21 protein-coding genes and 1 tRNA gene are annotated in these 26,844 nt (G+C 41.2%); 8 read left to right on the top strand and 14 right to left on the bottom strand.

All coding sequences use genetic code 11. From position 1 onward, the window contains the following. Positions 1-98: 98 nt before the first annotated feature. On the top strand, positions 99-920 hold the full coding sequence (locus FNH22_RS28800; protein ID WP_143401991.1) for a ThuA domain-containing protein: 822 nt from the start codon (positions 99-101) through the stop codon (positions 918-920). 161 nt (positions 921-1,081) lie between these two features. On the opposite strand, the gene FNH22_RS28795 is transcribed toward FNH22_RS28800, so the two are convergent. Further along, positions 1,082-1,837: an NYN domain-containing protein gene (locus tag FNH22_RS28795; protein ID WP_143401990.1), complete on the bottom strand. Its 756-nt coding sequence runs from the start codon at positions 1,835-1,837 to the stop codon at positions 1,082-1,084. A gap of 158 nt (positions 1,838-1,995) precedes the next feature. On the opposite strand from FNH22_RS28795, the gene FNH22_RS28790 reads away from it, so the two are divergent. Both FNH22_RS28790 and FNH22_RS28785 read left to right on the top strand, forming a co-directional pair. Then, positions 1,996-2,181 (top strand): general stress protein CsbD, encoded by a 186-nt coding sequence (locus FNH22_RS28790; protein WP_185154474.1) that lies wholly within the window; start codon positions 1,996-1,998, stop codon positions 2,179-2,181. 101 nt (positions 2,182-2,282) lie between these two features. Then, positions 2,283-2,636 carry a hypothetical protein gene (locus tag FNH22_RS28785; RefSeq protein WP_143401988.1) on the top strand — a complete coding sequence of 118 codons (354 nt, stop codon included), beginning with the start codon at positions 2,283-2,285 and terminating at the stop codon, positions 2,634-2,636. 491 nt (positions 2,637-3,127) lie between these two features. Here the strand turns inward: FNH22_RS28785 and FNH22_RS28780 are convergent. The 3 genes from FNH22_RS28780 to egtB form a co-directional block, all read right to left on the bottom strand. After that, positions 3,128-3,211, bottom strand: a tRNA-Leu gene (locus tag FNH22_RS28780). Positions 3,212-3,364: 153 nt separating this feature from the next. After that, positions 3,365-4,300 (bottom strand): L-histidine N(alpha)-methyltransferase, encoded by a 936-nt coding sequence (gene egtD / locus FNH22_RS28775; protein ID WP_143401987.1) that lies wholly within the window; start codon positions 4,298-4,300, stop codon positions 3,365-3,367. Between the two features lie 17 nt (positions 4,301-4,317). Continuing rightward, positions 4,318-5,571, bottom strand: a complete 1,254-nt coding sequence (gene egtB / locus FNH22_RS28770; protein WP_143401986.1) for an ergothioneine biosynthesis protein EgtB — start codon at positions 5,569-5,571, stop codon at positions 4,318-4,320. A 421-nt stretch (positions 5,572-5,992) separates the two neighbouring features. On the opposite strand from egtB, the gene FNH22_RS28765 reads away from it, so the two are divergent. The 3 genes from FNH22_RS28765 (at position 5,993) to FNH22_RS28755 (ending at position 8,592) form a co-directional block, all read left to right on the top strand. Beyond that, complete coding sequence (locus tag FNH22_RS28765) at positions 5,993-7,624, top strand: S8 family peptidase (protein WP_143401985.1); 1,632 nt, start codon at positions 5,993-5,995, stop codon at positions 7,622-7,624. 63 nt (positions 7,625-7,687) lie between these two features. Beyond that, positions 7,688-8,125: a cytochrome B gene (locus tag FNH22_RS28760; protein WP_143401984.1), complete on the top strand. Its 438-nt coding sequence runs from the start codon at positions 7,688-7,690 to the stop codon at positions 8,123-8,125. A 68-nt stretch (positions 8,126-8,193) separates the two neighbouring features. Then, positions 8,194-8,592: a hypothetical protein gene (locus FNH22_RS28755; RefSeq protein ID WP_143401983.1), complete on the top strand. Its 399-nt coding sequence runs from the start codon at positions 8,194-8,196 to the stop codon at positions 8,590-8,592. Positions 8,593-8,600: 8 nt separating this feature from the next. Here the strand turns inward: FNH22_RS28755 and FNH22_RS28750 are convergent, their stop codons facing one another. The 7 genes from FNH22_RS28750 to FNH22_RS28720 form a co-directional block, all read right to left on the bottom strand. Next, a complete protein-coding gene (locus FNH22_RS28750; protein WP_143401982.1) occupies positions 8,601-9,593 on the bottom strand; it encodes an NAD(P)H-quinone oxidoreductase in 993 nt (330 codons plus the stop codon). A gap of 163 nt (positions 9,594-9,756) precedes the next feature. Next, positions 9,757-11,295 (bottom strand): hypothetical protein, encoded by a 1,539-nt coding sequence (locus tag FNH22_RS28745; protein ID WP_143401981.1) that lies wholly within the window; start codon positions 11,293-11,295, stop codon positions 9,757-9,759. Between the two features lie 30 nt (positions 11,296-11,325). Next, positions 11,326-11,793: a DUF5004 domain-containing protein gene (locus tag FNH22_RS28740; RefSeq protein ID WP_143401980.1), complete on the bottom strand. Its 468-nt coding sequence runs from the start codon at positions 11,791-11,793 to the stop codon at positions 11,326-11,328. Between the two features lie 3 nt (positions 11,794-11,796). After that, positions 11,797-13,404, bottom strand: coding sequence for a T9SS type A sorting domain-containing protein (locus tag FNH22_RS28735; RefSeq protein ID WP_143401979.1), 1,608 nt, complete (start codon positions 13,402-13,404; stop codon positions 11,797-11,799). Positions 13,405-13,416: 12 nt separating this feature from the next. Then, the gene (locus FNH22_RS28730; RefSeq protein WP_143401978.1) at positions 13,417-16,302 is read right to left on the bottom strand and encodes a TonB-dependent receptor; all 2,886 of its coding nucleotides are present in this window, start codon (positions 16,300-16,302) and stop codon (positions 13,417-13,419) included. 23 nt (positions 16,303-16,325) lie between these two features. Further along, the gene (locus tag FNH22_RS28725) at positions 16,326-16,565 is read right to left on the bottom strand and encodes a hypothetical protein (RefSeq protein WP_143401977.1); all 240 of its coding nucleotides are present in this window, start codon (positions 16,563-16,565) and stop codon (positions 16,326-16,328) included. A gap of 33 nt (positions 16,566-16,598) precedes the next feature. After that, positions 16,599-17,189: an RNA polymerase sigma-70 factor gene (locus FNH22_RS28720; protein WP_143401976.1), complete on the bottom strand. Its 591-nt coding sequence runs from the start codon at positions 17,187-17,189 to the stop codon at positions 16,599-16,601. Positions 17,190-17,391: 202 nt separating this feature from the next. Between FNH22_RS28720 and FNH22_RS28715 the strand changes: the two genes are divergently transcribed. Next, on the top strand, positions 17,392-18,417 hold the full coding sequence (locus FNH22_RS28715; RefSeq protein ID WP_143401975.1) for a LacI family DNA-binding transcriptional regulator: 1,026 nt from the start codon (positions 17,392-17,394) through the stop codon (positions 18,415-18,417). Positions 18,418-18,473: 56 nt separating this feature from the next. Further along, the gene (locus tag FNH22_RS28710; RefSeq protein ID WP_143401974.1) at positions 18,474-20,324 is read left to right on the top strand and encodes a glycoside hydrolase family 2 protein; all 1,851 of its coding nucleotides are present in this window, start codon (positions 18,474-18,476) and stop codon (positions 20,322-20,324) included. Between the two features lie 81 nt (positions 20,325-20,405). Here FNH22_RS28710 and FNH22_RS28705 read toward each other — a convergent pair whose 3' ends face one another. From FNH22_RS28705 to FNH22_RS28695, 3 genes are all read right to left on the bottom strand, one after another. Continuing rightward, a complete protein-coding gene (locus FNH22_RS28705; RefSeq protein ID WP_143401973.1) occupies positions 20,406-22,775 on the bottom strand; it encodes a putative Ig domain-containing protein in 2,370 nt (789 codons plus the stop codon). A 171-nt stretch (positions 22,776-22,946) separates the two neighbouring features. Then, positions 22,947-23,387, bottom strand: a complete 441-nt coding sequence (locus FNH22_RS28700; RefSeq protein WP_143401972.1) for a hypothetical protein — start codon at positions 23,385-23,387, stop codon at positions 22,947-22,949. A gap of 5 nt (positions 23,388-23,392) precedes the next feature. Further along, positions 23,393-26,815 carry a putative Ig domain-containing protein gene (locus tag FNH22_RS28695; RefSeq protein ID WP_143401971.1) on the bottom strand — a complete coding sequence of 1,141 codons (3,423 nt, stop codon included), beginning with the start codon at positions 26,813-26,815 and terminating at the stop codon, positions 23,393-23,395. Positions 26,816-26,844 lie beyond the last annotated feature (29 nt).

Genomic DNA, 26,844 nt, shown 5'->3' with positions numbered 1-26,844 from the left:
CTATTCCAATTGAATATATATAATCGTATTTTTAAAACCCTTTACATTTAATCATGATAAGCCATAGTTTGCCAATCTATGCCCAAAACACTGTCAATATGAAATCAAGAAGATCGTTCCTACGCAAATCAGGCCTTTTACTGGCCACTACCCCATGGTTAAATGCAAGTTTGGCCCAAACACATTCAACAGAAGTTAAGCCACTACCTGAGTTAAAAGGTCGTAAGGTCTTGTTCATATATGGCGGTTGGAAAGGACATGAGCCGGAAAAATTCCGTGATTACCTGGTGCCCTGGATGAAAGAAGAAGGCGCCACAGTGCACGTTTTTGATAACCTTACCCCCTATTCGGACGAAGTATTGATGAAAGATATAGACCTGATTGTTCAGACTCACACCATGTCGACGATCAACGAAGAGCAGGAAAAAGGCCTGTTAAAAGCCGTGAAGCAGGGGGCCGGAATGGCAGGCTGGCATGGTGGCATGTGTGATGCGTTCCGGCAAAATGTAAACTATCAATACATGACGGGAGGTCAGTGGGTAGCTCATCCCGGAGGTATTATTGACTATACAGTAAATATCATTGATAATGACGATACCATTACGCATGACCTGAAGGATTTTGACATGACCAGTGAACAATACTATATGCATGTAGACCCCAATGTTAAAGTGCTCGCTACCACACAATTCGATGCACAGCATGACGACTGGATAGAAGGGTGTACGATGCCTGTCTGCTGGAAAAAGATGTATGGTAAGGGACGCATTTTCTATACATCGTTAGGGCATAATTTGAGTCATGTCACAGAAGTACCTGAAGCTATAAAGCTTATTAAACGCGGTATAAGATGGGCCAGTGCCAGTAAGTATGACGGTCCGGAGAAGTGGGTGAGTCCGGTGTATAAAACATCAGTATGACTCACTTAGGATGTCATAGAAAATTCATTTTGATCTCTTTTCGGTGGTGACTACAATTTTAATTTCCGGGGAAAGGCTTGCTTACCGCGGCATTACCTAATGATTTTCAGGCCTAATGATAGAACCAGCCTTGATAATGAAGAAAACGAACTGAATGAATATCACTTTTTACTCCTGCCGGAGTGTTTCTCTTTATTTTTAACGAATATGAGTTTGTTTCGGCTACTGGAACCTTCCCGTTGCTCTATTTCAAAACCATCTAAAGACTTGATCAGGGGAGTTAATTTCTGAAAACCGTAATTCCGTGAGTCAAAATTGGGTTGTTTTTTTTGTATTAAACTTCCTACATCTCCTAAAAATGCCCAACCCTCTTCATCAGACAGATCAGAGATGGAGGTTTTAATGAGCTTAATTTCCTTTGCAGTAATTTTATCTATCTCTTCTTTCCCGAGTCTTTTTTCACTTTCGGATTCCTTCTTATCCAATGGATTTTTCAACACCTCGATATAAACAAATTTATCACAAGCCACTATAAATGGATTTGGCGTCTTTCTTTCTCCTATACCGATTACCTGCATTCCTGCTTCTCTCAAACGCGTGGCTAACCTTGTAAAATCGCTATCACTGGAAACCAGGCAAAAACCACTGACTTTACCTGAATACAGTATATCCATGGCATCAATGATCATAGCCGAATCCGTTGCATTTTTACCAGTAGTGTACCCATATTGTTGAATGGGAGTAATAGCATTTTCCAGCAATAGGTTTTTCCATTTGGTTAAATGAGGTTTAGTCCAATCGCCATAAATCCTCTTAATGGTTGGATTACCGTATTTCGCTATTTCTTCCATCATCTCCTTTACATGAGATGATGGAATATTATCACCATCTATAAGTACTGCCAGATTTAAATTCATAAATTGTCTGTTAATGATGGGATTTTTATGATCCTATCGGGTCCGGTGAACCTTTCATCTATAACTAAAAGGTGTCGTGAAGGTATCAATTTTGTCCTATTATGACACTATTATTCAACAGCATGACGAAAAAGCATTATTTATTCGTAGCTTCAAATATGCAAATAGTTAGAAGCTGGAGAGAGCAGAAAATATTGCTTAAAAGAATATTTCCAGTAATTAATGACGAAGACTTCGCATTGGAAGATAAAGACAGGGAAACAATGCTGGACAAACTGGCTGCCAAACTTGATAAGACGAGGGCGCAACTAGAGTTAGTTTTTGCCGACTTACAACGCTACTGATTTTCAGCCCTTTCAAATATTGAATGTAAGAATAACCTATTCAAAAGGCTAAAAGAGTACTTTTAGAAAAAAGATCAAGATTTATTTTAAAATTTGAACACGTGATTGAAAAATATACACCTGTATGGCATAAATACCGCCCTGTCCTTCTAAAACTTATGTTAGACGCTGCTCAAGGGCCACAGGAGTATGCGCTTTCAAAACATGAATTCCTGGATATTGATCCAAGGCAAAAAGGGGGCTATTCCTTCACACTACGTTCCTTTAAGGGTAAGGTGATAAATGATATCAAAACTTCAATAGTGGCACAACATCTGTTACTCATCCTTCAACAATCCGGAAAGGCTCAAGAACTCACTTCTACCGCTATTTATGAGTTTACATTGGATAAACAGTTTATCCTGCATGTGAAACAGGAAGAAATACCTGTGGAAGAATCAGATGAGGAAATTTGATATTTCAGGCCTTTAATAGTTTTTTACCTCAAAACTTATCTTATATAGGCCACTCATGAAAAATAGTTTTAGCTCAAAAAGTGTGTTTTTGACGCTTAAATGCACCTTTTATGGGAGGTTTTGGTGTTTTGAACCTCAAAATCATCGGTATTATGCCATTTTCGAGGTTTTTGTCTTCTATCACGGTCTGATTTGCAATAAGCGACTGAGCAATATCATTTTTCAAGTGTATTTGTAATATGATGATAATCAATAAATTGTGCGCTGTATTGCCAGTGGCCCAGTGACCAGCGCCCAGAAACAAACCTTGAAAATGGAATTTTCGAGAGAGCCCTATATAACTGAGGCAGTACACTTCTTGATTTGACCTTGCTATTTCCTCAAATATCAAAGGAAGGGAAGCATGCAATAAAAATATAAAAAGCCTGATACAGTATCAGGTTCTCGTTTAATAAACAGCTGTCCTTTCAGTAAATATAGCCATTTTTATGTGCCCAGGGGGGGAGTCGAACCCCCACGTCCGTTAGGACACTCGGCCCTCAACCGAGCCCGTCTACCAATTCCAGCACCTGGGCAAACTACTATGTCAAAATTACGCAGCACCCTTTTCAGTAAATGCACTTAAGCACCGCGTTAAAAACGAAGCGCAAATTTAACAACCTTTTGTTTGATTAACAATAAACTGTAAAAGCTAATCTGATGATATCAATAGTTCATTTAACAATCTCTCAACGCTGCCACACAGAATTTACAAAATACCTCCTGCCATCAAAGAAGTTTTGTTTTACGCTGAAGCCCGATGTTTCTGCCAGCCTGGTAATCTCTTTGAGGTTATATTTTTGCGATATCTCCGTATGAATCGCCTCCCAGGCTTCAAAGTGTATCGCTGTATCCATTATCTCTATGGTCTGTTGTTCTGTGCTTACTAAATAGCTGGAAGTTGTCCCTGTTAAGGGGTCATAAACAGGACAATGCCTGAACTTTGTCAGGTCAAAATTTCCCTCAAGTTCTGTATTGATTCTATCAAACAAATTAAAGTTAAATGCTGCAGTAACCCCTTTATCATCATTATAGGCTTTTAGGATTACGTCAGGGTCCTTCATAAGATCAAAACCAATAAGCACCAGATCTCCCGGCTTAAGACGTTGTGAGAGTGTAGTTAAAAACGTTATAGCGCTTTCATCATAAAAGTTGCCAATGTTAGAGCCGAGAAACAACACAATATTTCTTGATCCTCCGTTTTCCATGCTTTCAAGCGCTTTGAAATAGTCATTCTGAATACATCTTACTGAGAGATCAGGATATTCTTTCCCCAGTGAGGTCTCTAAAAGCTTTAAGACATTTCCGGAAATGTCAATAGGTACATATTGGAAGTTGGCGCCATTATCTAAAAAGTGCTTTAGCAATACCTTGGTTTTGAAACCATCGCCTGCTCCAAATTCTATCAGGTTAAATTTTTCGGTAGCGTTGGCAAACATCTCCAGCCAGGAAGCTTTATGTGTTCGGAATATCTCATATTCGCAACGGGTTAAATAGTATTCATCCAGCTCCATGATCTGTTGAAACAGCTCATCGCCTTTTTTATCATAAAAATATTTCGATGGTAACGTTTTTGGATACTGTTGTAAGCCATCCAGCACATCACGTGCAAACTGTTCAATCATGAAATGGGTATATCGAATTAAAGATCTTTAGCAAGACGAACGCCAGAGAACATCCATCTCAAATGTGGGTGAAAAAAGTTTCTGTAGGTGTTACGGATATGTGTGCGGGAAGTTGCACAGGACCCTCCCCGAAGGACCATTTGGTTCACCATAAACTTTCCATTGTATTCACCAACAGCGCCTTCAGGAGCTTTGTAATAAGGATAAGGTCTGTAAGCGCTCGAAGTCCATTCCCAAACATCTCCATACAACTGATTATTTCCATTCAGTGGAGATACAGGTGCATAATGATTGGACTCCATGAAATTGGTCTGTTTGTCTATAGTCCCGTATTGATTACATGCTACTTCCCATTCAAATTCCGTAGGCATTCTAAGCCCGCTCCATTTGGCATATGCATCCGCTTCAAAGAAGCTAATATGTATGACAGGTGCAAATAGGTCCACTTTCACCAAGCCACCATTCAATGAATACATAAACCAATCGCCCTCTTTAAAATGCCAATGAAAAGGCGCCTTAATTGCGTTTTGTTTTACCCAATCCCACCCTTCGGATAACCAGAACCTAAAATCGGAATATCCTCCATCTTCTATGAACTCTATGTACTCCTTGTTGGTTATCAGACGGTCCTGAAGTGCGCAGGAATGGAGAAATACATTATGTACTCCTTTTTCATTGTCAAAATGAAAATTTTCTTCTTGGTGACCAATCTGGTAGACTCCTTCCTCAATGATCAAATCATTGGCTGAAGAAAGTTCTGTCGTGCACGGTGATATATAATTAGAAACATAGACAGGAAATAGTGGATTGTTCCCAAGGATATATTTAATATCGTAAAACAAGAGTTCCTGATGCTGTTGTTCATGTTGTATGCCCAATTCAATGAGCTCAAGAACTTCGGGGTCTTCGACTTTTTCAAGAAAGCCCTCCATCTTCTCGTCTACGTAAGATCTGTATTCAAGGATCTCTTTTACCGTTGGTCTGGTCAGATTACCACGGTCTGTACGAATCGTACGGGCTCCTACGGTTTCATAGTAGCTGTTAAAAAGGAATCCATAGTTATCATCAAATACATTATAATCCGGATCATTTTGAGCTAATACCAACGTCTCAAAAAACCAGGTGGTATGCCCTAAATGCCATTTAGGTGGGCTGACATCGACTATAGGCTGAACTACATGATCTTCAGCCGTTAACGGACTGCATATTTGCTCAGATTGGTTTCTAACTTGTAAATAACGTTCTCTTACACGGTTTCCTTCAATTACCATCGGGCAGGTGAAATAATTATTCTTAAAGTTATAAGACTTTTACTTCCTGATAAAGTCCTGCACCGATTAATTGATCGAAAAATTTATTCTGCGAAATATCTTCGGGACAGGTCTTTGGTGAATTTACGTCGCCGCGCCCTGCCAACTATAGCCTTGAACGCTACTAAAAAGAAAAGAAAAAAGAATAATGCTATGGACAACAAACACAGGTAATACATGATATCTCCCTCACTAGTGAACCAACAAATGTCGCATACCAACAAAACGTATCAAAACCTGAACATGCCCTTCCCTGACTGCTGTAAGTTTTTCTCCTTATTTAAACAAAAGCTTACAGCCCAGCCACCAGCCATATAAAATATAATTAAAGTATCATAGGTTTGATGTATCTTCGTAGCCTTTATAAAAATACACCTACTATATGGTACGCAATATAATTATAGCAGGCATGCTTATGTCCTCATATGCTATTGTAGCGCAAGATATGGCCCAGGACAGCAGTGAAATGCATGTCAAAGAGTGGCAGGTAATGGACCCGGAAGAAGATAAGGCACAGGGAGTTAGTGCTGAAAAGACCTACAGAACACTATTGCAGGGCAAGTCTTCAAGAAAGGTAACGGTAGCAGTAATAGACTCAGGAGTAGACATAGATCATGAAGACTTAGCTGGTAAAATATGGATTAACGAAGATGAAGTAGAAGGTAACGGTGTGGATGATGATGGCAATGGTTACATCGACGATCGGTATGGTTGGAATTTTATTGGTGGAAAAGAAGGTAATGTGGAGCAAGATACTTATGAATTAACACGTATTTATGTAGAATTGAAGGCCAAATATGACGAGATACCGGAAAAAAAGATCAAAAAGAAACAAAAGGAAGAGTATCAATTCTGGCAAAAAGTAAAATCTGATTTTGAAAAGACTCGGGAAAAAGCCCAGCAACAATACGATTTTTACTATGGCCTTCAAAAAAACATAGTAAGGTACAATGATCTGCTCAAAGCTTATCTTGATGTAGAGAAGCTTACTATAGATGACATTAAAAAAATCAATACACAGGATTCTACCATTTTAGCCGCCAGGGCTGTAACTGGTATGATCTTTCAAAATGTAGGCCCGGATGCAGACTTTGAAGCATTGGCAGAAGAATTGGAAGAGGGTGTAGAATATTTTGGAAATCAAGTACACTACGCCTACAATACGGATTTCGATCCCAGGAACGTGATCGGTGACAATTATGATGACCCTTATGAAAAGGGTTATGGAAATAATGACGTTAAAGGTCATGACCCGAGCCATGGAACGCATGTAGCAGGCATCATAGCAGCTAACCGTAATAATGACCTTGGAATAAATGGAATAGCCGACAATGTAGAAATAATGGTGATCCGTGCCGTACCTGATGGCGACGAACGGGATAAAGATGTAGCCAATGCTATTATTTATGCTGTTGATAACGGAGCACATATTGTTAACATGAGTTTCGGCAAATCATACTCTCCTCAAAAAGAGGCGGTAGACAAAGCAATTAAATATGCTGAGAGTAAAGGTGTTCTGCTGGTTCATGCAGCAGGCAATAGTTCCAAGAACATTGATACCGGTAAAAACTACCCCACCAAAAAGTATTCTGAAGACCTTTCTGCAAACAATTGGTTGGAAATAGGGGCCTCTTCCTGGGGCGACGATGAAAACTTCGTTGGTTCTTTCAGCAACTACGGCAAAAATACTGTAGACGTATTTGCTCCAGGCGTACAGATCTATTCTACCACTCCAGGTGATTCCTATAAGACCTTTGACGGAACCAGTATGGCTGCACCCGCTACCAGTGGTGTAGCGGCCATGCTTATGTCTTACTACCCTGAGTTGAGTGCATTTCAGGTAAGGGACATTATCCGGAAATCAGCCCGAACTTTTGACCACCTCAAAGTGGTTAAACCGGGAAAAGACAAAGAGAAAATCGATTTTGAAGAACTATCCATTACCGGTGGGATCATCAATGCTTATGAAGCGGTGAAAATGGCAGAATCAATGACACTTAAGAAAGGAAATTAAAGAAGTTTTTTGTCCTGAATGGAAAGCAGTCTACCTTTAGACTGCTTTTGTTATTTATACACTATGGAAATACTTAAACATGCCCACTCAGGGCTCAGATGGTTGGTACTGGCCAGCTTACTTTTCGCCATTTTTAACGCTCTCGGAAAAACAAACGGGTCGACTCCTTTCACCGAAAAGGACAAAAAGCTTGGCTTGTTCGCACTGATTTTCACTCATACGCAGTTCCTGATAGGGCTTGTTCTATATTCTATAAGCCCTAAAGTAGTATTTTCCGGTGCATCTATGAAAGACAGTGTATTGCGCTTCTTCCTGGTAGAACATATCCTCATTATGCTAATTGCAGTTGTACTGATCACGATAGGCTATAGTAAATCTAAAAAAGCACAGGATAATGGTAAAAAATTCAAGCTTGTACTGATCTTTTATTTAATCGGGTTGGTGATTATGCTGGCAGGTATTCCATGGCCCTTCCAAAATTATGGTACCAGTTGGTTTTAAAGTGTTAAAAGGTTGTAGTATCAGAATAGCACACACAACATAGCCACTGCTCCTGCGTTAGATTTTTCATGAAATTGATCCTTTGTATAGCATTGTTATGTGTTACTAACTCGCTAAGAGCCCAGGTAGAACATAATTTTGTACTAGGCCCTTCAAAAACCACGTGCGACAGTCTTTCCATTACAAAAGAGGATACAGGAGGGCTGATTGAAACAATAAGGAACACCTCTTTCCGTTACCAGGAGCAAATGAAAATTTCACGTTACAAAATACCGCAACAGGCTTGGTATTATTCCTGCGACGGCCAAACGGGATATCTCATCGTACGGGAAACGAAAGATGTCGAAAAAATATACGATAATGTAACCAAGGAAACGTGGCAAACATTAATGGATACAAATGATCCCATCACTCTCTACAAAAAACTAAAGGAAGAGAAGGTTTTAAAAGAATTACAGGAAGAATAGAGGATTCATTACTCACGCGTGATACTGAGAATAATTTTACCTGTATTCCTGTTCTGCTCCATATAGCGGTGAGCTTTAGCCACCTCTTCCCAAGGGAATACCTGATCTATAACGGGCTTCAAAGCCCCGCTTTCAAAACTATTCAAGAATTGTTCGCTGAACTGCCTGACTAACCTGGCTTTGTAGGTTGAATCCCGGCTTCTTAACGTAGAACCTGTCAGACTGACTCTTTTCACCAACAACTTGCCAAGGTTCATCTCCGGAACTTTTGCTCCTCCCATAGCCGCCAGCAGTACCCAACGACCGTCAGTAGCAATAGCCTTCAGGTTGCGATCGAAATAAGAAGCCCCAATAGGGTCAATGATCACATCCGCACCTTTACCTCCCGTATGCTCTAAAACATGCCCGTCAAAAGCAGGAGTGTCACGATAGTTAATCCCCGAAGAAGCCCCTAGCGCTTCACAAAAACGTATCTTTTCTGTTGACCCGGCTGTTACGATCGATTTGGCTCCTATGCTATGACACAGTTGAATAGCCGCAGTGCCTACTCCGCTCGCACCGGCATGTATTAAAGCTGTTTGCCCTTTTTCCAACTTGGCGATATAAAAAAGGGCCTGGTAAGCAGTGATGAACACCTCGGCAATACCGGCAGCTTCTTCAAAGCTGAGCCCCGCAGGAACCGGCATGACCAATGATTCATCTACCGCGACATATTCCGCATAACCTCCGCCTGCCAATAAAGCAACTACATGGTCGCCTGCCTGGAACCGCTCACATTCCCCACCCACTTCTTCCACTACCCCGGAGACTTCTAATCCAATAATAGGCGACTCCCCTTTGGGAGGTGGATACTTTCCTTCACGTTGTAAAATATCGGCACGGTTAACGCCACAGGAACGCACTTTGATCAAAAGCTGGCGGTTGCTGATTTGTGGAGTAGGAGCTTCTCCGATGTAGAGGTTATCGGCCCGGCCCGGGGATTTGAGTAGGATGGCTTTCATATGGTTACTTTCAGTAGTATTTGGCAATGCTAAACATTGTTAAATGAAATGCCATTATGTAATGCTGTAAATAACGATCATTACAAATTTTATCTTAGCCTATAAAACAAGAAGCCCTGACCAGTAAATGATCAGGGCTTCTTTGGTCATTAGCGGAAATTAATTATCGTGTACTGCCATCGACATTAAGCGTCCAGCCTAACGTCCAGTCGGTAGCACCAATGGCTCCTACATATGTTGCGGCCGTAAAACCTGTAATTAAAGAAGATGGGTCAAGTGCCGAACTTTCCTCTGCATCCGGAACAAAATCATCTACACCTATTCCTGCTATCAGTGTATTATCGGGATCTACTTGATTTCCGTGCATATTGTAAAAATTAACTGCTCCTTCACGAAGCGCCTGAGACCAGTTAAGCTCTTCTATCCCTTCAGAATCAGGATTTCCACTTCCTCCTATCTGAAATACATAAGTATGGGCTATGCTGTCTAGTCCGGCAGTATAACTTCTTCCTCTTATGCCATCATCAGGATAATTGGCCACAATTCCATTGTAAAGGTTATAATATTGACCATCCTCAGCATCCAACCTCATTCCGTCTAGTGAAGTACCCGCATCCATACCACTTCCTAAAAAAGTGAAATTGGATAAAATTGCCACTGAACCTTCATCACGCGTTCTTAAATCTCTATCCCCATGATCAGAACTCGGTGAATTTGCAATGATAAATTGCCCTCTCAGTATTGATCCATTACGCACAAGATAAGAAGAAGATCCTGCATTGGTCACCATGATGTATTTCATAGTTACCTCAGATCCATCTAACCTAAAACCTGCATCCAGTGGTTTGAAGATCTGGATATATTCTAAAATCGCTGTCTCATCCGTACCATTAAGTCTCACAGCTGGTCTGCTTGCTGTCAATTCCTCTTCATCGGTACCAGCATATTCTACTCTGACATAACTCAGTTTATCTGCACCAGGTTTTGCAACTGCCTCCTCCTGGTTAATACGTATCCCGGACCACATGCCTGGTTCAGGCGAATCACTGTCCGGGGTGAAAATCACAGGATTTGCAGCGGTACCTTCGACTACAATATTTGCATCATTGTTTACATCCAGTCCCGCCACTCTGGTAAATGCATCTCCGGACTTTTCAAATACTTTAAACTTAATGGTAAGTCCGGCAGGAATGGTAAGAGTAGCGCCGGACACCTTTATTGTATCTTCAATAGTATAAGAATTATCAGGATCCAAGGTTAAATCTTCAGTGATATCTGCTGCTAAACTAATATTCTGTCCAACTACAGTTACTGTAAACTCCCCTGTGCCAGTCTGATCCCTGTTATCTGTCGCTTCAAAGCTTAAAATTTGATCTCCAACCGCTTCAGTGTCACCAGCTTCAAAAGTGTATGTAGCAGTGGCCTTTGTAGCATCTGCAGCATCTACGGTAAAGGTCTGATCAGCATCATTTACTGTAAGCCCCTTCACACCACCCTCAGCGGTGATCTCAATCGCTATCTCCACAGACTGTCCTCTTTCCACAGTAGCTGTGGAACCATTCGTAAAACTTACACGTGGTTTGGGTGGCAATACATCATCTCCGTCATCGTCGCCACAAGCTATGAAAAACAATGGTATTAATAGTAAGACCATTGCCATAGATATGTGCTTGAAAATTTGCAAATGTAGATTAGCTTTCATATTCCATTAGTTTGTTTGTGATTTAATAAATTATTCTTCTAGGGTTGAGAGTCTAAAGACATACTCGCCGTCTACGCCCTTAGTTCTGGCACCAATGGCGCTCCCGCCCGCGGTAAATGTCAATGTGATTACCCTGCTCGTTGTTTTGTCGATGGAGAATCCAATAATTACCGTGGTTCCACTCATATCCACTCGATTTATATCCCCCTCAATAAAATTCCATGAACCATTTGACAAAATAATAGGTGAGCCATTTTCAGCAGTCCAGGTATTATCACTACTGAATGTTATGCTAAAATCTGAAAAGCTTTCCTGGTCAGTAACGTCCACTCCATCAAAAATTACCTGATCAGCATTCCAGGTCTTCGATAAAGCTAAGGTTTGAGCTTCTATGTCATTAAAATCAGCCGCTTCATCAACAAAATTGTCACAACTCAGCATCAATGAACAAATCACTAATAAACAGCTTACTATGGTTAAGTTTTTATAGCTTTTCATAGCTTATTTCTTTATAATTTTTTGATTCAATATTTGGTTTCTACTGTTGGTTACTTTCAAAATAAACATACCGTCAGGTAAGCCGGACAAGTCTATCCGTCCGGAAATCATGTCTTCCTTATTTTTCACTTCCAAACCGTTAAGGGCGTATATTTGTAGAGACTTAATGTCAGAGGCGTTCTTAAACGCTATATAATTATGTGTGACAGGGTTAGGGTAAAAAAGAGATGTTTTTGCCATAAGGTCGTCCAAACTGACAATGACGTCGTTCAAAACCTGAGGTACCCACCTAGGATCTCCTACCGGACCACCGTTTAGAGCGGATGAAGCCGCTAGTGAAGATGCATCATATGTAAAATCATAAGGAAATTCCCATGGTAATGACAATGTACCTTGTATTACCTGGAAAAATGGAGAAGTAGCGTAATTCCAATTGGGAGATACGCCGTCATCTCTCGATGGTGCCGTTAAGCCATCATTTACCACACCAATAACAATTGCCTCTGAAGGCCTTGGAGCATTTCTGAATTTTATTGGCCCTGTAAATGTGTAGGGCTCAGACATAAGTGCATTCTCTGCGGCTGTGGTATCATTAAAAAGGTCACCATTTAAATCAACCAAATCTTCAAAAATATCACCATCATAGAAGTCTGGCATATCAACGGTATCAGCCCAGACATCTGTTATAACAGGATCAAAATAAAACCAATTATGATGAATTTCCAGTCTTCTGGTAGGGTCTATACCGGCTTCTGTATACAGATTTTCTGAATCAAACGCATCGATTGAAAATAAATTAGCCGACCGGGTATCTCCTTCCATATTTGGATTTACAAATAGGTTATTAACTACTTTGATTTCTCTGGTCTGTTCAAAAGACCCAATGGCAGAAATGGAATTGACCAAAGTATTATTACTGATCTCGATGTAATTAGAAGACAGGTTGTTATTATGACGAACTAAGCGTCGAGCAATATTGAAAATTGTATTGTTCCTAAAAACAATAGAATCGGCAGCTATAGCTCCTCCTCCGCGGACATCTATTACTCTGCCATTCCCTGTATCAAAAGTCTCACCAACATGGCTTATTATAGAGTTTTCAATAAAAACAGATGATCCTGGCGAATCAAATCTTACCACAGATTGGCTGGTACCATCTAACCAACAGTTTTTTAATCGTATGGTAGCAGCTGTGTTTACACGAAATATCCTATTTAAGGAACCTCCGGTATCATCAATATTGGTTACATATACACCGTCCAGCTCAAAGTCACTTGAGAGTGTAAACGCCCTGAATGCATCACCGCCTCTGATTGGTGTTGGTTGTATAATAGGCATTGAACCAGGCCCTTCTTCCGCCCTTACTACTAACTTAAAACCTGGATTTAATATAAAAGCATTGGTTTTATAAACGGAATTCCTTCTTAAGATATAAACGGTATTAGGGTCCACACGCTCTCCATTTTCCAGCGTATCACCGTTAATCGTATTATTCAAAGCAGCTAGCGTATCCGGCTCGATAATGACCGTACGAGGTGCTTGAGCCTTCAAATAAAGGGGAAGTACAGCTATAAAGGTTACAGCTAAGCCTATTTTATAAATACTTTTCATTCTTTAAATTCTTTATTTGAAAAACTTGTAACTCACACCAAGGTCCACTGTGGCACCAAATAATTCACGAAAAGTCTCATTACTACCAGAGGCCTGGAAACTTGTAGGTGGAGAATTAGTAATGTTATTCCAGTTAGCAAAAACTTGTAATTGATCTGTTACATTTTGTTTTACTGAAGCATCCCAGCGTGTCAAAAGCCCGGTAAAGCTGTCAAATAACTCCTGAGAGCCTAATTCATCAAAGCTATCTTCTTGAACCAGCACTGAAACCCGTCCGGAAAACCCTCCTTTTTCATAGCCTAATGAAAGGTTAGCTGTCAAGTCCGGTTGACCCGGTATTGAACCCTCCCGAAAGGTAAGAATAGGATTAGGGTTGAATAAATCAGGTTGTCTGGTTTCATCCCCTAAATCAAAAACCGGGTAAAATGTTTCGGATTTTATAAAGGTAGCATTAGCTGAAAACACAATGCCATCAAACGGGGAAGGCAGTTGCCGTAGGTTGGTTTGAAAGTCTATTTCAATACCTTGAACAGTAGATGTCTCTGAAAGGAAAATGGGTTCTTCTATTGTAAAACCACGAAATTCCAAGCCAGTGATATTTCTTCTGGTGGAGAGAACATCGATGTTATCAATTTCTTTATGAAACAGACCCACGGTAAAAAGTCCTAACTCATTGTAAAAGGAAAAGAAAAGATCATAATTCCATGCTATGGCATTTCGTAAATTAGGGTTACCCCGTCTTACCACACGATTAGCATTATCAATGTTTTGCCATGGCACCCAATTTTGAAAATTTGGCCTGGATAGTGATTTTGTGACCGCTGCCCTAACATCAAACCAATTCGTAAAATTGTAGCGTAAATGGACCATTGGCAGAACGTCTACATAATAGACTTCATTAACACGCTCACGAACGATTACATCTAACTCTTCACCTTCTTCCGTGTTATCATCATCCTGAGACAACGTCTCAAACCCCGTATATTTCGCATCCGTTCGTTCAACACGTACACCGCCGAGCAGTGTCAACTTTTTTACCTTGAACTCACTCATCACATAACCTGCTGAAATTAACTCTGTAGCTTCATAATCTGCATTTCCTATACTAGCATCCAATATGTCTCTTCGGTTTAAGACAACATTTCCAAACACATCAAAAAACCTTCGGGATTTATTAATATCTACGGACGGACCAAAGTCCAGATCTCCATCTAAGAAATCATCTGAACTATTGCTACTGATAAACTGCTCAAACAAAATATTTCCCGATGCATCCGTTTCGAATTCATCGGGAAATTCATCCACAAGATCAGAAAGACCGTCATTTGGACCATTCCCATTGTCTCTGAAATTTTGGGCATCATTTGATCTATCAAAAAACCTTGCCTTACCGCCAAATTTTAGCTTTCCAGTTATTTTAGATCCTAAATTAAAATCCTTAGAGAAATCCATACTGGCAGTGTAAATATCTTCCTTCGTCAATTGCTCGAAACCTCTTACATCTCCTCTCTGCAATGCTGCTTCTGACACATTTTCTAATGACTCTGAACTTAAATCATTGAATAGCTGAGTTGGTCCTCTTCCTGTTACACTAAGCTGCTCTGCAGGATAAGCACCGTTTACACGAAAACGCATCTCTTGCTGTAATGGGGTTTCCTGTCTTGTAAATGAATAAGAGGTTTTCCAATTTACTATCCAACCTCCAAAAACATTATGTTCGCCGGCCAACGTATTAGAAATAGCCCTTATTTGTTGTTCTCGTTCCCTAATTTGAAACCTTTCCTGATTACCGTCTAAACTGTGACTATGTCTAAATCTGGTTTCATCCCTTTGTGTTTCTCCCCAAGTAGTGTTGAGCGTAAGGGAACCAGCTTTACCCAATTTATAATCAAGCCCCATACTACCTCCAAAGCGCTTACGGATCTCATCTATATCAGAGGCTTCACCACCTATCAATCTAATTTCCTGAGCATTACCAAATGACTCATAGCCTGCTGTGAGCACATCAGAACTTCTATTAGCCCTTTGAAAATTACCGGTAAGTAAAACCCCTAGTTTATCATCTAAAAAACGATTACTTACACTCGCATTTATTCTAGGTTGACCATACTCTTCTGCTAAACTATTATACCCGGCTGAGGCCCTGATTCTACCCGACCATCCGCTGTCGGCTTTTTTAGCAATGAAGTTTATCGTTCCGCCTACTGCATCCGCATCTTTATCAGGGGTCAAGGCTTTATAAACTTCAATACCTTCCAATTGCTCCGGGGCTATAAAACTTAAATCTACCGATCGATCCTGCGGGTCTGTGGAAGGGATTCTTTCACCATTTATAGTAATAGCGTTGAACCTCGGTGAAAGCCCACGCACCACAACTTTTTGCCCTTCTCCTCCATCACGCTGAATGGCAATACCTGGCAAACGACCCACGGACTCCGCAGCATTCTGGTCTGGTATGGACTCAATTTTATCCTTAGAAACAACATTTACAATGGTATTTGAGTTGATCTGCTGATTAATAGCGGCCATCTGTCCCAACGCCTGCCCGGTTACCACAATCTCATCTAACTGTTGGGCATCTGTAGAAAGTTGAATATTAAGTTCCGCGATGGTTCCTACTTCAACATCAACCTCCAATTCTTTGGATGCATAACCCAAAAAACTGAATTCCAGCGTATGCTTGCCCGCTGGTACGGTGAGTAAATACTCTCCATAAATATCTGTTACTGCACCCACCGTAGTACCTTTAACACGTACCGTTGCGCCAGGTAATTCTTCACCGCTTTGGGCGTCCGTTATCTTGCCTGTCAGACCACCGGATCTCTGAGCAAACGTTTGCGTGGATGCCGCCAAAAAAAACAGAACAAAGAAAAAAAAGTGTGTAAATTTTTTATACATATTCAAGCAACTATAATTTGAAACTATAACAATTCATCCTTTTTAAGTCTGGCAGTGAGCTTTTGAAACGATTCATCTTCATTCATCTCATCTAACACGGGGGTATGATAGATCTGAGAAAGCTTAAAAAAAACCTTCTCGTTTTCCGGGTTTGAGTTGATCCACATTTTGAGCCAAAGCATATCAATAGTATCACCTTCTCCGGCCAGGCATTTAGCCAAAAGTTCCCAGTCAGCATCCGTCATGATCTCTTGCTTACACATTGATCATATGACGATAAGCTTTCTGAACTACCCCTACATCCGGACGTATTCGTCTAACTCCTCTCTGAGAAATCGAAGTGCACGCCCCATCTGGGTTTCTACTGTTTTTATAGAAATTCCCAACGTAGCAGCTATTTCCTTATATTTTAGGCCATTATCGCGGCTCATCCTAAAGATCCTTCTTCTGTCTTTCGGCAATGCCTCAATGGCTGACTCAATTTTTTTCCGAAGTTCTTCTCCTACGGTATATTGTAAAGGTGTGGCACAAGCTGAGTCAAATTCTATTAACAAAGAATCGTCACATTGGTTTACACGACCTTCTGTTCTTAATTGATCCAGGCATTTATTTCTTACTGAAGTAAACAAGTACGACTGCAACGAGGTGGTTACAGCTATTGAACTCCTTTTATTCCAAAGTTTGTAAAACACCTCGCTCACCATATCATCCGCTTTTTCCCTGGATTTCATGTAGCGATATGCATAATTAGTCAGCGCACCATAAAACTTTCGATACAAATTTTCAAAAGCAGAATACTCTCCGTGGTGTTGAGTTTTTACAATAAGAACCTCATCTGAGATAGGATGCGTAGATGTATTTGCACGGAGCGTCTCTGCGTATATCATAAGCCAAAAAGTATAGTTTTTTAAAAAGTAGCTACACGATAGTAAAGAATTATTTCAAAAAAATAAATGATTTACTTGCAAATGTTAATAAAATTTTATAGGGATCGTTCCCGGGAACGATCCCGGGATTTTGCCAACATCGAAAACGTTTGCGATTTGATATTATCTTGCCGTTCCGTATCTTTTCGTTTCTTTACCACTTATGCGAGGCAGACGAATACGTATTAAAGATTTAGCAGACCGTTTGAGCCTGTCCACCTCAACCGTCTCTCGTGCCCTTGCAGGTCATTCAGATGTCAGTGCAGAGACACGTCAACTGGTTAATCAACTGGCAGATGAGTTAAACTATTACCCTGACCCTATTGCCGTTAATCTCAAACAAAGAAAATCAAATGTCATAGGTCTGATCGTGCCAAACATTGACAATCGTTTCTTTGCCAAAGCACTTACCGGGATCCAACAGGTAGTAAGTCAACATGCCTATAATATCATTACTTCTCAATCAAATGAGTCGTTAGAAATAGAAAAGAAAAACGTAGAGGTCATGATGGCCAACCGGGTGGATGGATTGATTGTATCTCTTGCCAGAGAAACCATTAACGCTCAACATTTTAATAAGATCCTTAACACGGACACACCCATCGTATTTTTTGATCGTGTAAACGAAGGGCTTGATACCTCTAAAGTGGTCATTGATGATTATGAAGCCTCTTATAAAGCGGTCAAACATCTGATAGATGAGGGGTGTAGAAGAATAGCACATATAGCCGGCCCCCCAAACCTGTTCAACAGCAGAAAAAGACTGGAAGGTTATAAAGATGCTATCAGAGACCATGATCTTTACCTTGATAAGCGATTGATCATATTTGCCTCTAACTACCAACAGGATGCCAAACCTTACACCAAAAGTCTGTTATCCTTAAACTCACCCCCGGATGGCATCTTTGCCCTTAATGACCGGTCTGCCATACAGATAATGTATTACATCAAACAAGAGGGGCTAAAGATACCACAGGATATTGCCATTGTAGGTTTCAATAACAATGAACTTAGCCAATACTTCGACCCTCCATTGTCCAGCGTAGAAAGTCCCGCTGAAGAATTAGGACAATCCGCTGCGGAACTGCTTTTCAAACACATTGAAAATGAAAACTTACCCCCCTCCTCTAAGGTCATTAAAAGCAATTTGATCGTTAGAGATTCTTCTCTTAGAAGCAAATATTTATAATAGTCTGATGTAGGGGAATGCTACCTCGATAGACGTCATCAACTAAAAAAAGATTGATGAATAAAGTAGCTCTCTTATTTATAGCTATAAGTATCTTCGGGCAGGTTTTGGCACAAAATGGCCTTTTGCATAATGCTTATAACAGGCCATCTGCCAGTTTGAATGGTAATTGGAAATTTGTAGTAGATCCTTATGAAACCGGCTACAGAAATCACCGGAACTGGGCACCCTTTGACCAAGCAAAATCCACCAAAAACTCGGCAAAACCTTATTACACGGATAAAGTGATCAAGGAAAGGTGGGACCGTGTGGAATATAATTTCAATAACTCAGACGAGATAAAGGTACCCGGAGACTGGAATTCCCAGGACCGTATGCTGCTATACTATGAAGGTTCTATATGGTACCGGACTACTTTTGACTACGATCTAAAAGATAAAAACAGGTTGTTCCTCTACTTCGGCGCGGCTAATTATCAAACGGATGTATATGTCAATGGCCAAAAAGCAGGCCAGCATTCAGGAGGTTTTGATCCCTTTAACTTTGACATCACCGCATTTGTAAAGCCGAAGAATAATTCTCTGGTGGTTAGAGTAGATAATCGCAGAGAGAAAGATCGCGTACCCAACTATACTACCGACTGGTGGAATTATGGGGGAATTACCCGAGGCGTAAAACTGATGGAAGTACCTCCTGTTTATATACAGGATTATTTTATTCAACTGGATAAAAACTCACCCGGACAGATAAAAGGTTATGTGCAACTACGTAATGCTACTTCTAAGCGAAAAGTCAACATAGCTATTCCTGAAGCGGGGATCAATGAAACGATAACTACAGACGATAATGGACGGGCTTCATTCATTTTTTCAGCAAAAAAGATCAAAAAATGGTATCCTGAACGCCCGAAATTGTATAATGTCACTGTAAGTGCCGGTACAGACCTACTCCATGATCAGATAGGTTTCAGAACGATCGAAACAAAAGGGGCTGACATTTTACTTAATGGAAAATCTATCTTTTTGAGGGGCATATCACTACATGAAGAAAATCCAAAAAGTATGAGTCGGGCCCACTCAATGGACGACGCACAGATGCTAATGGGCTGGGCCAAAGAACTCAACTGTAACTTCATACGCCTGGCTCACTACCCACATAACGAAAATATGCCGCGACTTGCAGACGAAATGGGGTTATTACTATGGGAAGAGATTCCGGTCTACTGGGGTATAGATTATGAAAACCCTGCAGCTTTTAACCAGGCAAAAAGCCAATTGGAAACCCTGGTACATCGTGATAAAAACCGGGCGAGTGTCATTGTCTGGTCTGTGGCCAATGAAACGCCTGATGTACCTTCGCGCCTGGCATTTTTACGCCAACTGAAAGATATTGCTACCGGCATTGACAACACCCGGTTCGTCAGCGCCGCACTGGAACGTGATGAAAAAGATATACAAAATGTAGTAAAGATACCTGATCCTTTTGCCGGAGATGTAGATATGCTTAGTTGTAATGAATACATCGGATGGTATTCAGGCCTTCCTGACAAATGTGATAAGGTCACCTGGCAACTACCTTCGGACAAACCTTTTTTTGTAAGTGAGTTTGGCGGTGGGGCTTTATATAATCATCATGGAGACTCTCTCACCAGATGGACGGAAGAATACCAGGCATATCTGTATCGTGAACAGATCAAAATGCTGAAAAAAATCCCGACACTCAGAGGGATGACCCCCTGGATACTCGCTGACTTCCGCTCACCAAGAAGGAACCTGCCCATCATTCAGGACGGTTGGAACAGAAAGGGGCTGATCTCTGATAATGGATTCAAAAAACAGGCTTTCTACATTTTGAAAGCTTTTTATGACGAGATGGAGAAAAGATATTCTTATAAAATCAATGACTAAGTCAACCTTTTACTTCAACCTTCAGCTACCGACATCCCTCTATTACACGCATGCCGTGACTCCAAACTCTTTGCTAGTCACTTATTGTTTAATGATCTTGTATTGGTAATTATCAACCTCTGTATGGAATTCAAGTATATACACTCCTTGAGCTAACTCATTCATAGAAAGTGATAATTCTCCCGGATCATTGACAAAAGTATGGTGAACAAAGGCTTTTCCATTGATGGATGAAATGATAAGCTGTATTTCATTTCCTGTACTCTCCGGGAAACGGATATGCATGACATTCCCTACCGGGTTAGGATAAAAGAATGGCTTCACACCATGCTGTTCATGCAAGCTGGTGATCACATTCATGGTGATATCAAACTCATCAGATATAGAAAACCCTTCCTGATATGTTGCGGTTACCTTAACCGATATGGATTGGTCATTGGCAGCAGGAGCACCCGAAAACTGTCTTGTGTCCTCATCAAAAGTAAGCCATGCCGGCAAAGCGCTACCATCGCTTTGAGTAGCGGTATAGCTTACTTTGTCTGCCACTTCATCGCTGTAACTAAACGTATTTTCTGGGATAGTAAATGAAAAAGCCTGAAGCTGGAAAGCTGCCTGGTCCGGTATAGTATTGCCCACTATTGGCTCATCAATCACTATTATCTTAAACTCATCTGTTATTTCCTCTGATCGTTGATCTAAGGCCGTTACTTTCACCGTAATGGTTTCATCTTCATTGAGCGGGGTCCCCGTAAACCGGGTGTTTTGAGGATCAAACGTAAGCCACGAAGGCAGCACGGCATCACCCACGGCTGTGGCGGTGAAAGATAAAATATCTCCTTCATCTCCCGAATTGAATGTCGTGCCAGGTATCGTAAAAGAAAATTCACGATGCCGAATGGCCAGTTGGTCTGCCATGTCATTCTCAAGCGATGGAGCCGCATTGAACTCAAAAGCGCCTATATCAGGACGTCCTACATAAGGCAAACCTCTTTGGTCATTCAAAAGATCGGAAGGGGTACCTCCATTTCGGGCAGGACTATCTTCACGCAATGCATGTGTTAACGTAAAACCTCCATTATCTGCCAATGCCTCGATCAGTGGATCGACAGCTCCTGTGGTTACCCGGTCAGCGCCCTCATTGGCTTCACTGATTCCGTTTGGATCACCATAAATATCACCTATAGTATTGGAGTCAAAAGGTTGATTTCCAATGTTTCCTATGATATTATAGCCTAAACTGGTGATTTTACCCTCTTCAACTTCCTCGAAAATATCATGAAAATCGGTTTCTTCAGAGTTGTTCGCTGCAATAATAGAGTTAATCACCTGGGTTTTGACGGCAGATTGTGTACGGCTACCTTCGCTATTAAGCCAGCCTCCTACCCCTCCTTTAGAGCTATTGTCAACAATGGTTACATGATCTAATGTAGTTACATTTCCTCCGATAGTTATCAGACCACCTGATGCTTCTTCTGCATAATTGCCGGAAATAGTTGTGTTTATAATCTGTAAGGAATCCTGCGGAAAGCAATACATCCCTCCACCGGTACCTTGTGCCTCATTGCTGCTGATAGTAGTATTAGATATCACTACCTTACAATCACACACCAGGTGAATGCCTCCGCCATTTCCTCTTTCACCATACGACGTCTTTCGGACATAATTACCTTCCAGCATCACCTGATCCAGGATCACTTCTTCAAAAACAGAGAAAACGCTGCCTCCAATTGCTATTGCGCCACCATTTCCTGTTGTACAACCATTATTAATAAACTCCGTGTTTACAAAGGATACCTTCCCACCATCCCTACCAGAAGAAATAACTATAGCGCCACCTCCTGTTTCTGAACTACCCGAAGCCATATTCCCCTCAAATCGACTATTGACCACTTCTATCGATCCGCCAACATAAACTGCACCCCCATACGGCGCCCTGTTATTCAAGAAAGTCATATTCTCAAGTTTTAGCCGCCCGGATGAAACGATACCGCCTCCGTTTGAGGAAGCTCCGCGAGAGATATTATAAGCATCTCTTATGGTTAATCCGTTAATTTCTAAGGTACCTGAACTTAACCCGAAGAATATAATCCTGTGAATATTGTCAGAAGCAGCACTTCCTCCAATCTCTCCGCTGAGTATGGTAGGATTAGCGGTTATATCACGTTCAGTCAAATCGGTTTCAGTTCCGTTGAACCCTCCGTATATCTTTAAGTCAGAAACTCTTATGTTATAAGAGGAAAATCTGCTATTGCCCGGCAGATAGGTCCCCTCGGCCATCCATATCTCATCTCCTTCCGCTATTACAGTCAAAGCATCACTTAAATTGAGAAAGGCATTTTCCCAGGAACTTCCGTCGTTTGAGCCCGAGGCATCCGCGTCAACAAAATACCTGGTTTGCGATAAAGCAAAGAAGTGTAAAAAACACAGGCCTGCGCATAAAAAAAACTTCATAACTAGATAATTAATTAGATAAAATCTGAAAAAATATAGCTTCGTAAGGAGCTTAGAGGAAGCTTACACCATGATCATACCGTCTTATGACCGTTATGACATCAAAAGGCATTTCGATATTTACCTTGCAGTAAATAAGTAAGTTGATCTGTCTATGCTTCTATAAACAGATTACTTCAACTCGAAACTGTACACCCCTTTCAAACTTGTGGTTCGGCCACTATGCACATTTTCAGAAATTGTGAATGCCATGGTCAGGGCACTTCCTTCCTGAATGGTGATCTTCACCACTACATCGTCATCTCTCGTGAACGTATCCGATGAGTCCTCTTGTAAGATCAGCGTGCCTTCTGCTTCCCAGGCTAACCCACCATTCTCTGTCTCATATTTACCTTCTTTAGTAAAGGAAAACGTAAACCCTGAAAATTCGGAAGTGACCTCTGTATTGTCACGCATTACTTTTTCTACCGTCCATTTTTTAGCACTTAGCTCTGAAAGGAGTACTTCAGACGCTGACGGGCCATCATCATCTTTGCCACAGCCTATCAATGTAAAAACAGCTAGTAATACACCTGCATTTAACAGGTAAGTCCATTTTTTTATACTTTTCATATCTTTTACTCTTTGATGATTTTGTTCTGGTAGATATTGGTTTTGGAAGATAGTTCTACTACATATATGCCTGGTTTGAGGCTGGAGGTTGAAAGTGTCAATTCCCCGGTCTGATTGGTCAAGGTATGGTGAAGTAAAAGCAGACCATTGAGTGTTGAGACCTTCACTTGTACTTCTTCGGAAACCTCTCCGGGCAGGTAAACATGAAGGACATCTGTCACTGGATTAGGATAAAGATGCAACTGAGTATTGTTCACCTCATCCACACGGGTAATAATGTTAATTGAGATCTCAAATTCATCCGAAATGAAAAACCCCCGTTGATCGGTGGCTACCACCTTTATTACTATGGCCGATATATCGGTAAGCGTAGGTGTGCCTGAAAACTGCCGTGTATCAGCATCAAATGTAAGCCATGCCGGTAGAGGAGCATTATCACTTAGTGTAGCGCTATAGGTAATTACATCCCCTTCATTTCCGGGACTAAACGAATTAGCAGGAACAATAAATGAAAATTCCTGAAGTTGAAAGGCTACCTGATCCGGTATGATATTATCCACGGCAGGACCATTGATCACGCTAATTTCAAACTCATCCGTAATGGTGATATCTTGTCTATCTTGAGCGGTCACTTTCACCACCACAGTAACATCATCTTCTGTTGGAACTCCTGTAAATTGTCCGGTAGTCCCATCCAACGTGAGCCAGGCCGGAAGGTCGGTATCATCCGTCAATACAGCGGTATATGTAAATACATCTCCTTCGTCTCCGGTATTAAAAGCTCCCTCAGGAATGGTGAAAGAAAAATCCTGTAAACGTGCAGCAAATTGATCCGGAATACCGTCCGCTAAAAACGGGGGTGCATTAAACTCAAAAGCCCCAATATCAGGAAGTCCGACGTGAGGTAATCCCCGTTGATCAGCTGACAAATCAGAAGGAGCACCTCCGTTACGCGCCCGGCTATCACTTTTCAATGCATGGGTAAGTGTAAACCCACCATTTTCTGCCAGGTCTTCTAATCCCGGGTCAACCGGTGCATCGGTGACCCTGACAGCACCTTCATTGGCCTCACTGGTTCCTTCCGTATCCCCATAAACGTCTCCGATAGTATTAGCATCAAAGGGTTGTAAACCGATATCCCCTATGATATTATTGCCTAAACTGATAAACTGCCCGTCATTATTTCCACTGATATCGTCATTTATTGAATTGACACCTTTGTTACCTGCCACAATACAGTTTTTTAAGGTCAAGGGAGTATAATTCAAAATTCCTCCACCTTCCCAATCACCATTTCCGGTTATTTTATTGTTAAAAACAGTGACATGATTTAAGGAAGCATTACCACCTATGTTTAAAGCTAATCCCGCACCACTAAAGCGACTCGTATTGCCTGAAATCGTAGAATTACTGATACTAAGGCTACCATCATTTCTGATCCACGCGCCTCCTCCCAGGCGATCAGCCAAATTCTCACTGATGGTAGAACTTGTTATATCCACTTCGCAATTACCTTCAATGTACAGGCCACCAACATGCCACCCTCCAGTGTTACCTCGTATTTCAACCTGATTAAAACTCACCTTTGGTGTGTAATTGCTCTTTACATCGATATAAAGAGCACCACCATAATAATCAGAGTCATTATCGATAAATCTTGAATCCTTGATATAAATGTCTTCATTTTCATCAGGCTGCATCCTCAGGTACACCGCTCCACCTCCATCTCCTCGCCCATATGTATTGGTTGTACTGTTATTTTTAAAAGTACAGTTGATTAGTTCCACACCGCTGTTCACGTAAAGAGCGCCACCTGTTGAAGCTTGGTTGTTTTCAAAAATAACATTATGCAACCTAATATGACCTCGGCTATACATACCTCCGCCTGACCTTGCCCCACCCCCTCTGACATCACGTATTGTCAAACCATTCAGGTGAAGTGAATTATCTTCTGAAGTATTGCTAATTAACTGATAAACATTATCCGATGTGGTTCCTATTTCTCCAATATCCCCACTTAATATGGTAGGATGGGCTTGTATGTTTCGTGCTGAAATACTACTTTCATCTCCTGCAAACCCACCATAAATGGATAAACCTGCCTGAGAGATGTCAAAGCGTGCAGAACGAGATCTGGGTTTTGGTTCCGGTTTGTATATTCCTTCGGCAACCCACACTTCAGCGCCATCTTCTGCAATGGCCAGAACATCATAGAGGTTTGCAAAGGCATTTTCCCATGAACTTCCGTCGTTACCCCCCTCTGCATCCGCATCTACAAAATACCGCGACCGACCCGGTGTAGTGATCATCACCTCGGCAGTGAATTCACTCGTATTGGTTGAATTATAGGCTGATATACGGTAAAAATAAGTTGTTTCGCTGGTCAGTGATCTGTCATCATATTCGTCTTCATTTGCACCAACCCTGGCAATTTCGACAAATCCGGTACCTGATGTCAATGACCGTTCGATGATATAACCATCTTCTGATGAAGAATTATCCGTCCAGCTAAGTTGAACTTCTATTGGACTACTCACCACTCCCCTAAAGTCACCAGGTAAGCTGGATATTGTACTTGCTGTAAAGTTAAATTCTATTAGCTCTTCCCCGGGCAAAGACACCTGTAACCGGTAATCATAGTTAGTATCCGGGGATAACTGGCTATCAGTAAAAGAAGTTTCACTGGCCGAAAGCGTTGCAATATCAACCGGGGTGCCGCCATCAAATCGTTGTAGTGTATAGCCCGTTGCTTGGGGAAAACCGGGCCAGGAAAGTGTAATTTCATTGCTATTTGATTGTACATTAAACCTGGCAAAAATGTCTGCACCATTTACAACGCTAAAATCAGCAGCGCTTCTTCCATCCCGCACAGCAGCCTCATTACCAGACTGGCTTTCAATTCCTTGTGTATGTTCATCACCATCGGACGTACAATCAAGGCAATGTATTTCAATGGTATTCGCTCCTTCAAATAATTGTATCTGAAAGCTTACTTCCGGATTTTGTCCATAGTTGTGTTTGATGTCAGCATATTGCACTACAAAAATCCTGTTGGGAGCATTTCCTAAGGTTTGATAAGAAATAGATCCTCCTCTTTCAGGCACGTAATCCTCCCAATACCCTGCTATCAAACCATTAGGACTTGATGGGTTGGGAATGGTCTGTCCTTCACAACATCCATCTTTCTGGTAGGGTAAAAACGTGATGAATCCAGCACTGCCAATGTAAACCTCCGTATAGTTTTCTCCATAAAAATTAAAGGTAAATCCAATAGGGATCGGGCCTTTCACATCACCACGGGTTAAATTAATCGCATTCGCAGAAGTCAATGATTTATAAGAAAACGGAGCAGTTGCGATTATATAGTCTTCTTGAGACCAACATAGTAAGGGATAGATCCATAAGCCTATCCATAAAAAATACTTCATAACCTGATGATAATTGGGTGCATTTGTTA

It is taken from the genome of Fulvivirga sp. M361, from assembly GCF_007097395.1.
Classification (GTDB): Bacteria; Bacteroidota; Bacteroidia; order Cytophagales; family Cyclobacteriaceae; genus Fulvivirga.
This window is presented reverse-complemented; position numbering and strand designations above follow the sequence as displayed.

Bases quoted from the DNA above. Each gene is read 5' to 3' on its own strand.
- egtB (WP_143401986.1), bottom strand. From the start codon at position 5,571: ATGGTAATTGAAGGAAACCGTGTAAGAGAACGTTATTTACAAGTTAGA.
- FNH22_RS28740 (WP_143401980.1), bottom strand. From the start codon at position 11,793: ATGAAAAGCTATAAAAACTTAACCATAGTAAGCTGTTTATTAGTGATT.
- FNH22_RS28715 (WP_143401975.1), top strand. From the start codon at position 17,392: ATGCGAGGCAGACGAATACGTATTAAAGATTTAGCAGACCGTTTGAGC.
- FNH22_RS28705 (WP_143401973.1), bottom strand. From the start codon at position 22,775: ATGAAGTTTTTTTTATGCGCAGGCCTGTGTTTTTTACACTTCTTTGCT.
- FNH22_RS28700 (WP_143401972.1), bottom strand. From the start codon at position 23,387: ATGAAAAGTATAAAAAAATGGACTTACCTGTTAAATGCAGGTGTATTA.
- FNH22_RS28760 (WP_143401984.1), top strand. From the start codon at position 7,688: ATGGAAATACTTAAACATGCCCACTCAGGGCTCAGATGGTTGGTACTG.
- FNH22_RS28750 (WP_143401982.1), bottom strand. From the start codon at position 9,593: ATGAAAGCCATCCTACTCAAATCCCCGGGCCGGGCCGATAACCTCTAC.
- FNH22_RS28720 (WP_143401976.1), bottom strand. From the start codon at position 17,189: ATGATATACGCAGAGACGCTCCGTGCAAATACATCTACGCATCCTATC.
- FNH22_RS28695 (WP_143401971.1), bottom strand. From the start codon at position 26,815: ATGAAGTATTTTTTATGGATAGGCTTATGGATCTATCCCTTACTATGT.
- FNH22_RS28745 (WP_143401981.1), bottom strand. From the start codon at position 11,295: ATGAAAGCTAATCTACATTTGCAAATTTTCAAGCACATATCTATGGCA.
- FNH22_RS28735 (WP_143401979.1), bottom strand. From the start codon at position 13,404: ATGAAAAGTATTTATAAAATAGGCTTAGCTGTAACCTTTATAGCTGTA.
- FNH22_RS28800 (WP_143401991.1), top strand. From the start codon at position 99: ATGAAATCAAGAAGATCGTTCCTACGCAAATCAGGCCTTTTACTGGCC.
- FNH22_RS28710 (WP_143401974.1), top strand. From the start codon at position 18,474: ATGAATAAAGTAGCTCTCTTATTTATAGCTATAAGTATCTTCGGGCAG.
- FNH22_RS28730 (WP_143401978.1), bottom strand. From the start codon at position 16,302: ATGTATAAAAAATTTACACACTTTTTTTTCTTTGTTCTGTTTTTTTTG.
- FNH22_RS28795 (WP_143401990.1), bottom strand. From the start codon at position 1,837: ATGAATTTAAATCTGGCAGTACTTATAGATGGTGATAATATTCCATCA.
- egtD (WP_143401987.1), bottom strand. From the start codon at position 4,300: ATGATTGAACAGTTTGCACGTGATGTGCTGGATGGCTTACAACAGTAT.
- FNH22_RS28725 (WP_143401977.1), bottom strand. From the start codon at position 16,565: ATGTGTAAGCAAGAGATCATGACGGATGCTGACTGGGAACTTTTGGCT.
- FNH22_RS28790 (WP_185154474.1), top strand. From the start codon at position 1,996: ATGCAAATAGTTAGAAGCTGGAGAGAGCAGAAAATATTGCTTAAAAGA.
- FNH22_RS28765 (WP_143401985.1), top strand. From the start codon at position 5,993: ATGGTACGCAATATAATTATAGCAGGCATGCTTATGTCCTCATATGCT.
- FNH22_RS28755 (WP_143401983.1), top strand. From the start codon at position 8,194: ATGAAATTGATCCTTTGTATAGCATTGTTATGTGTTACTAACTCGCTA.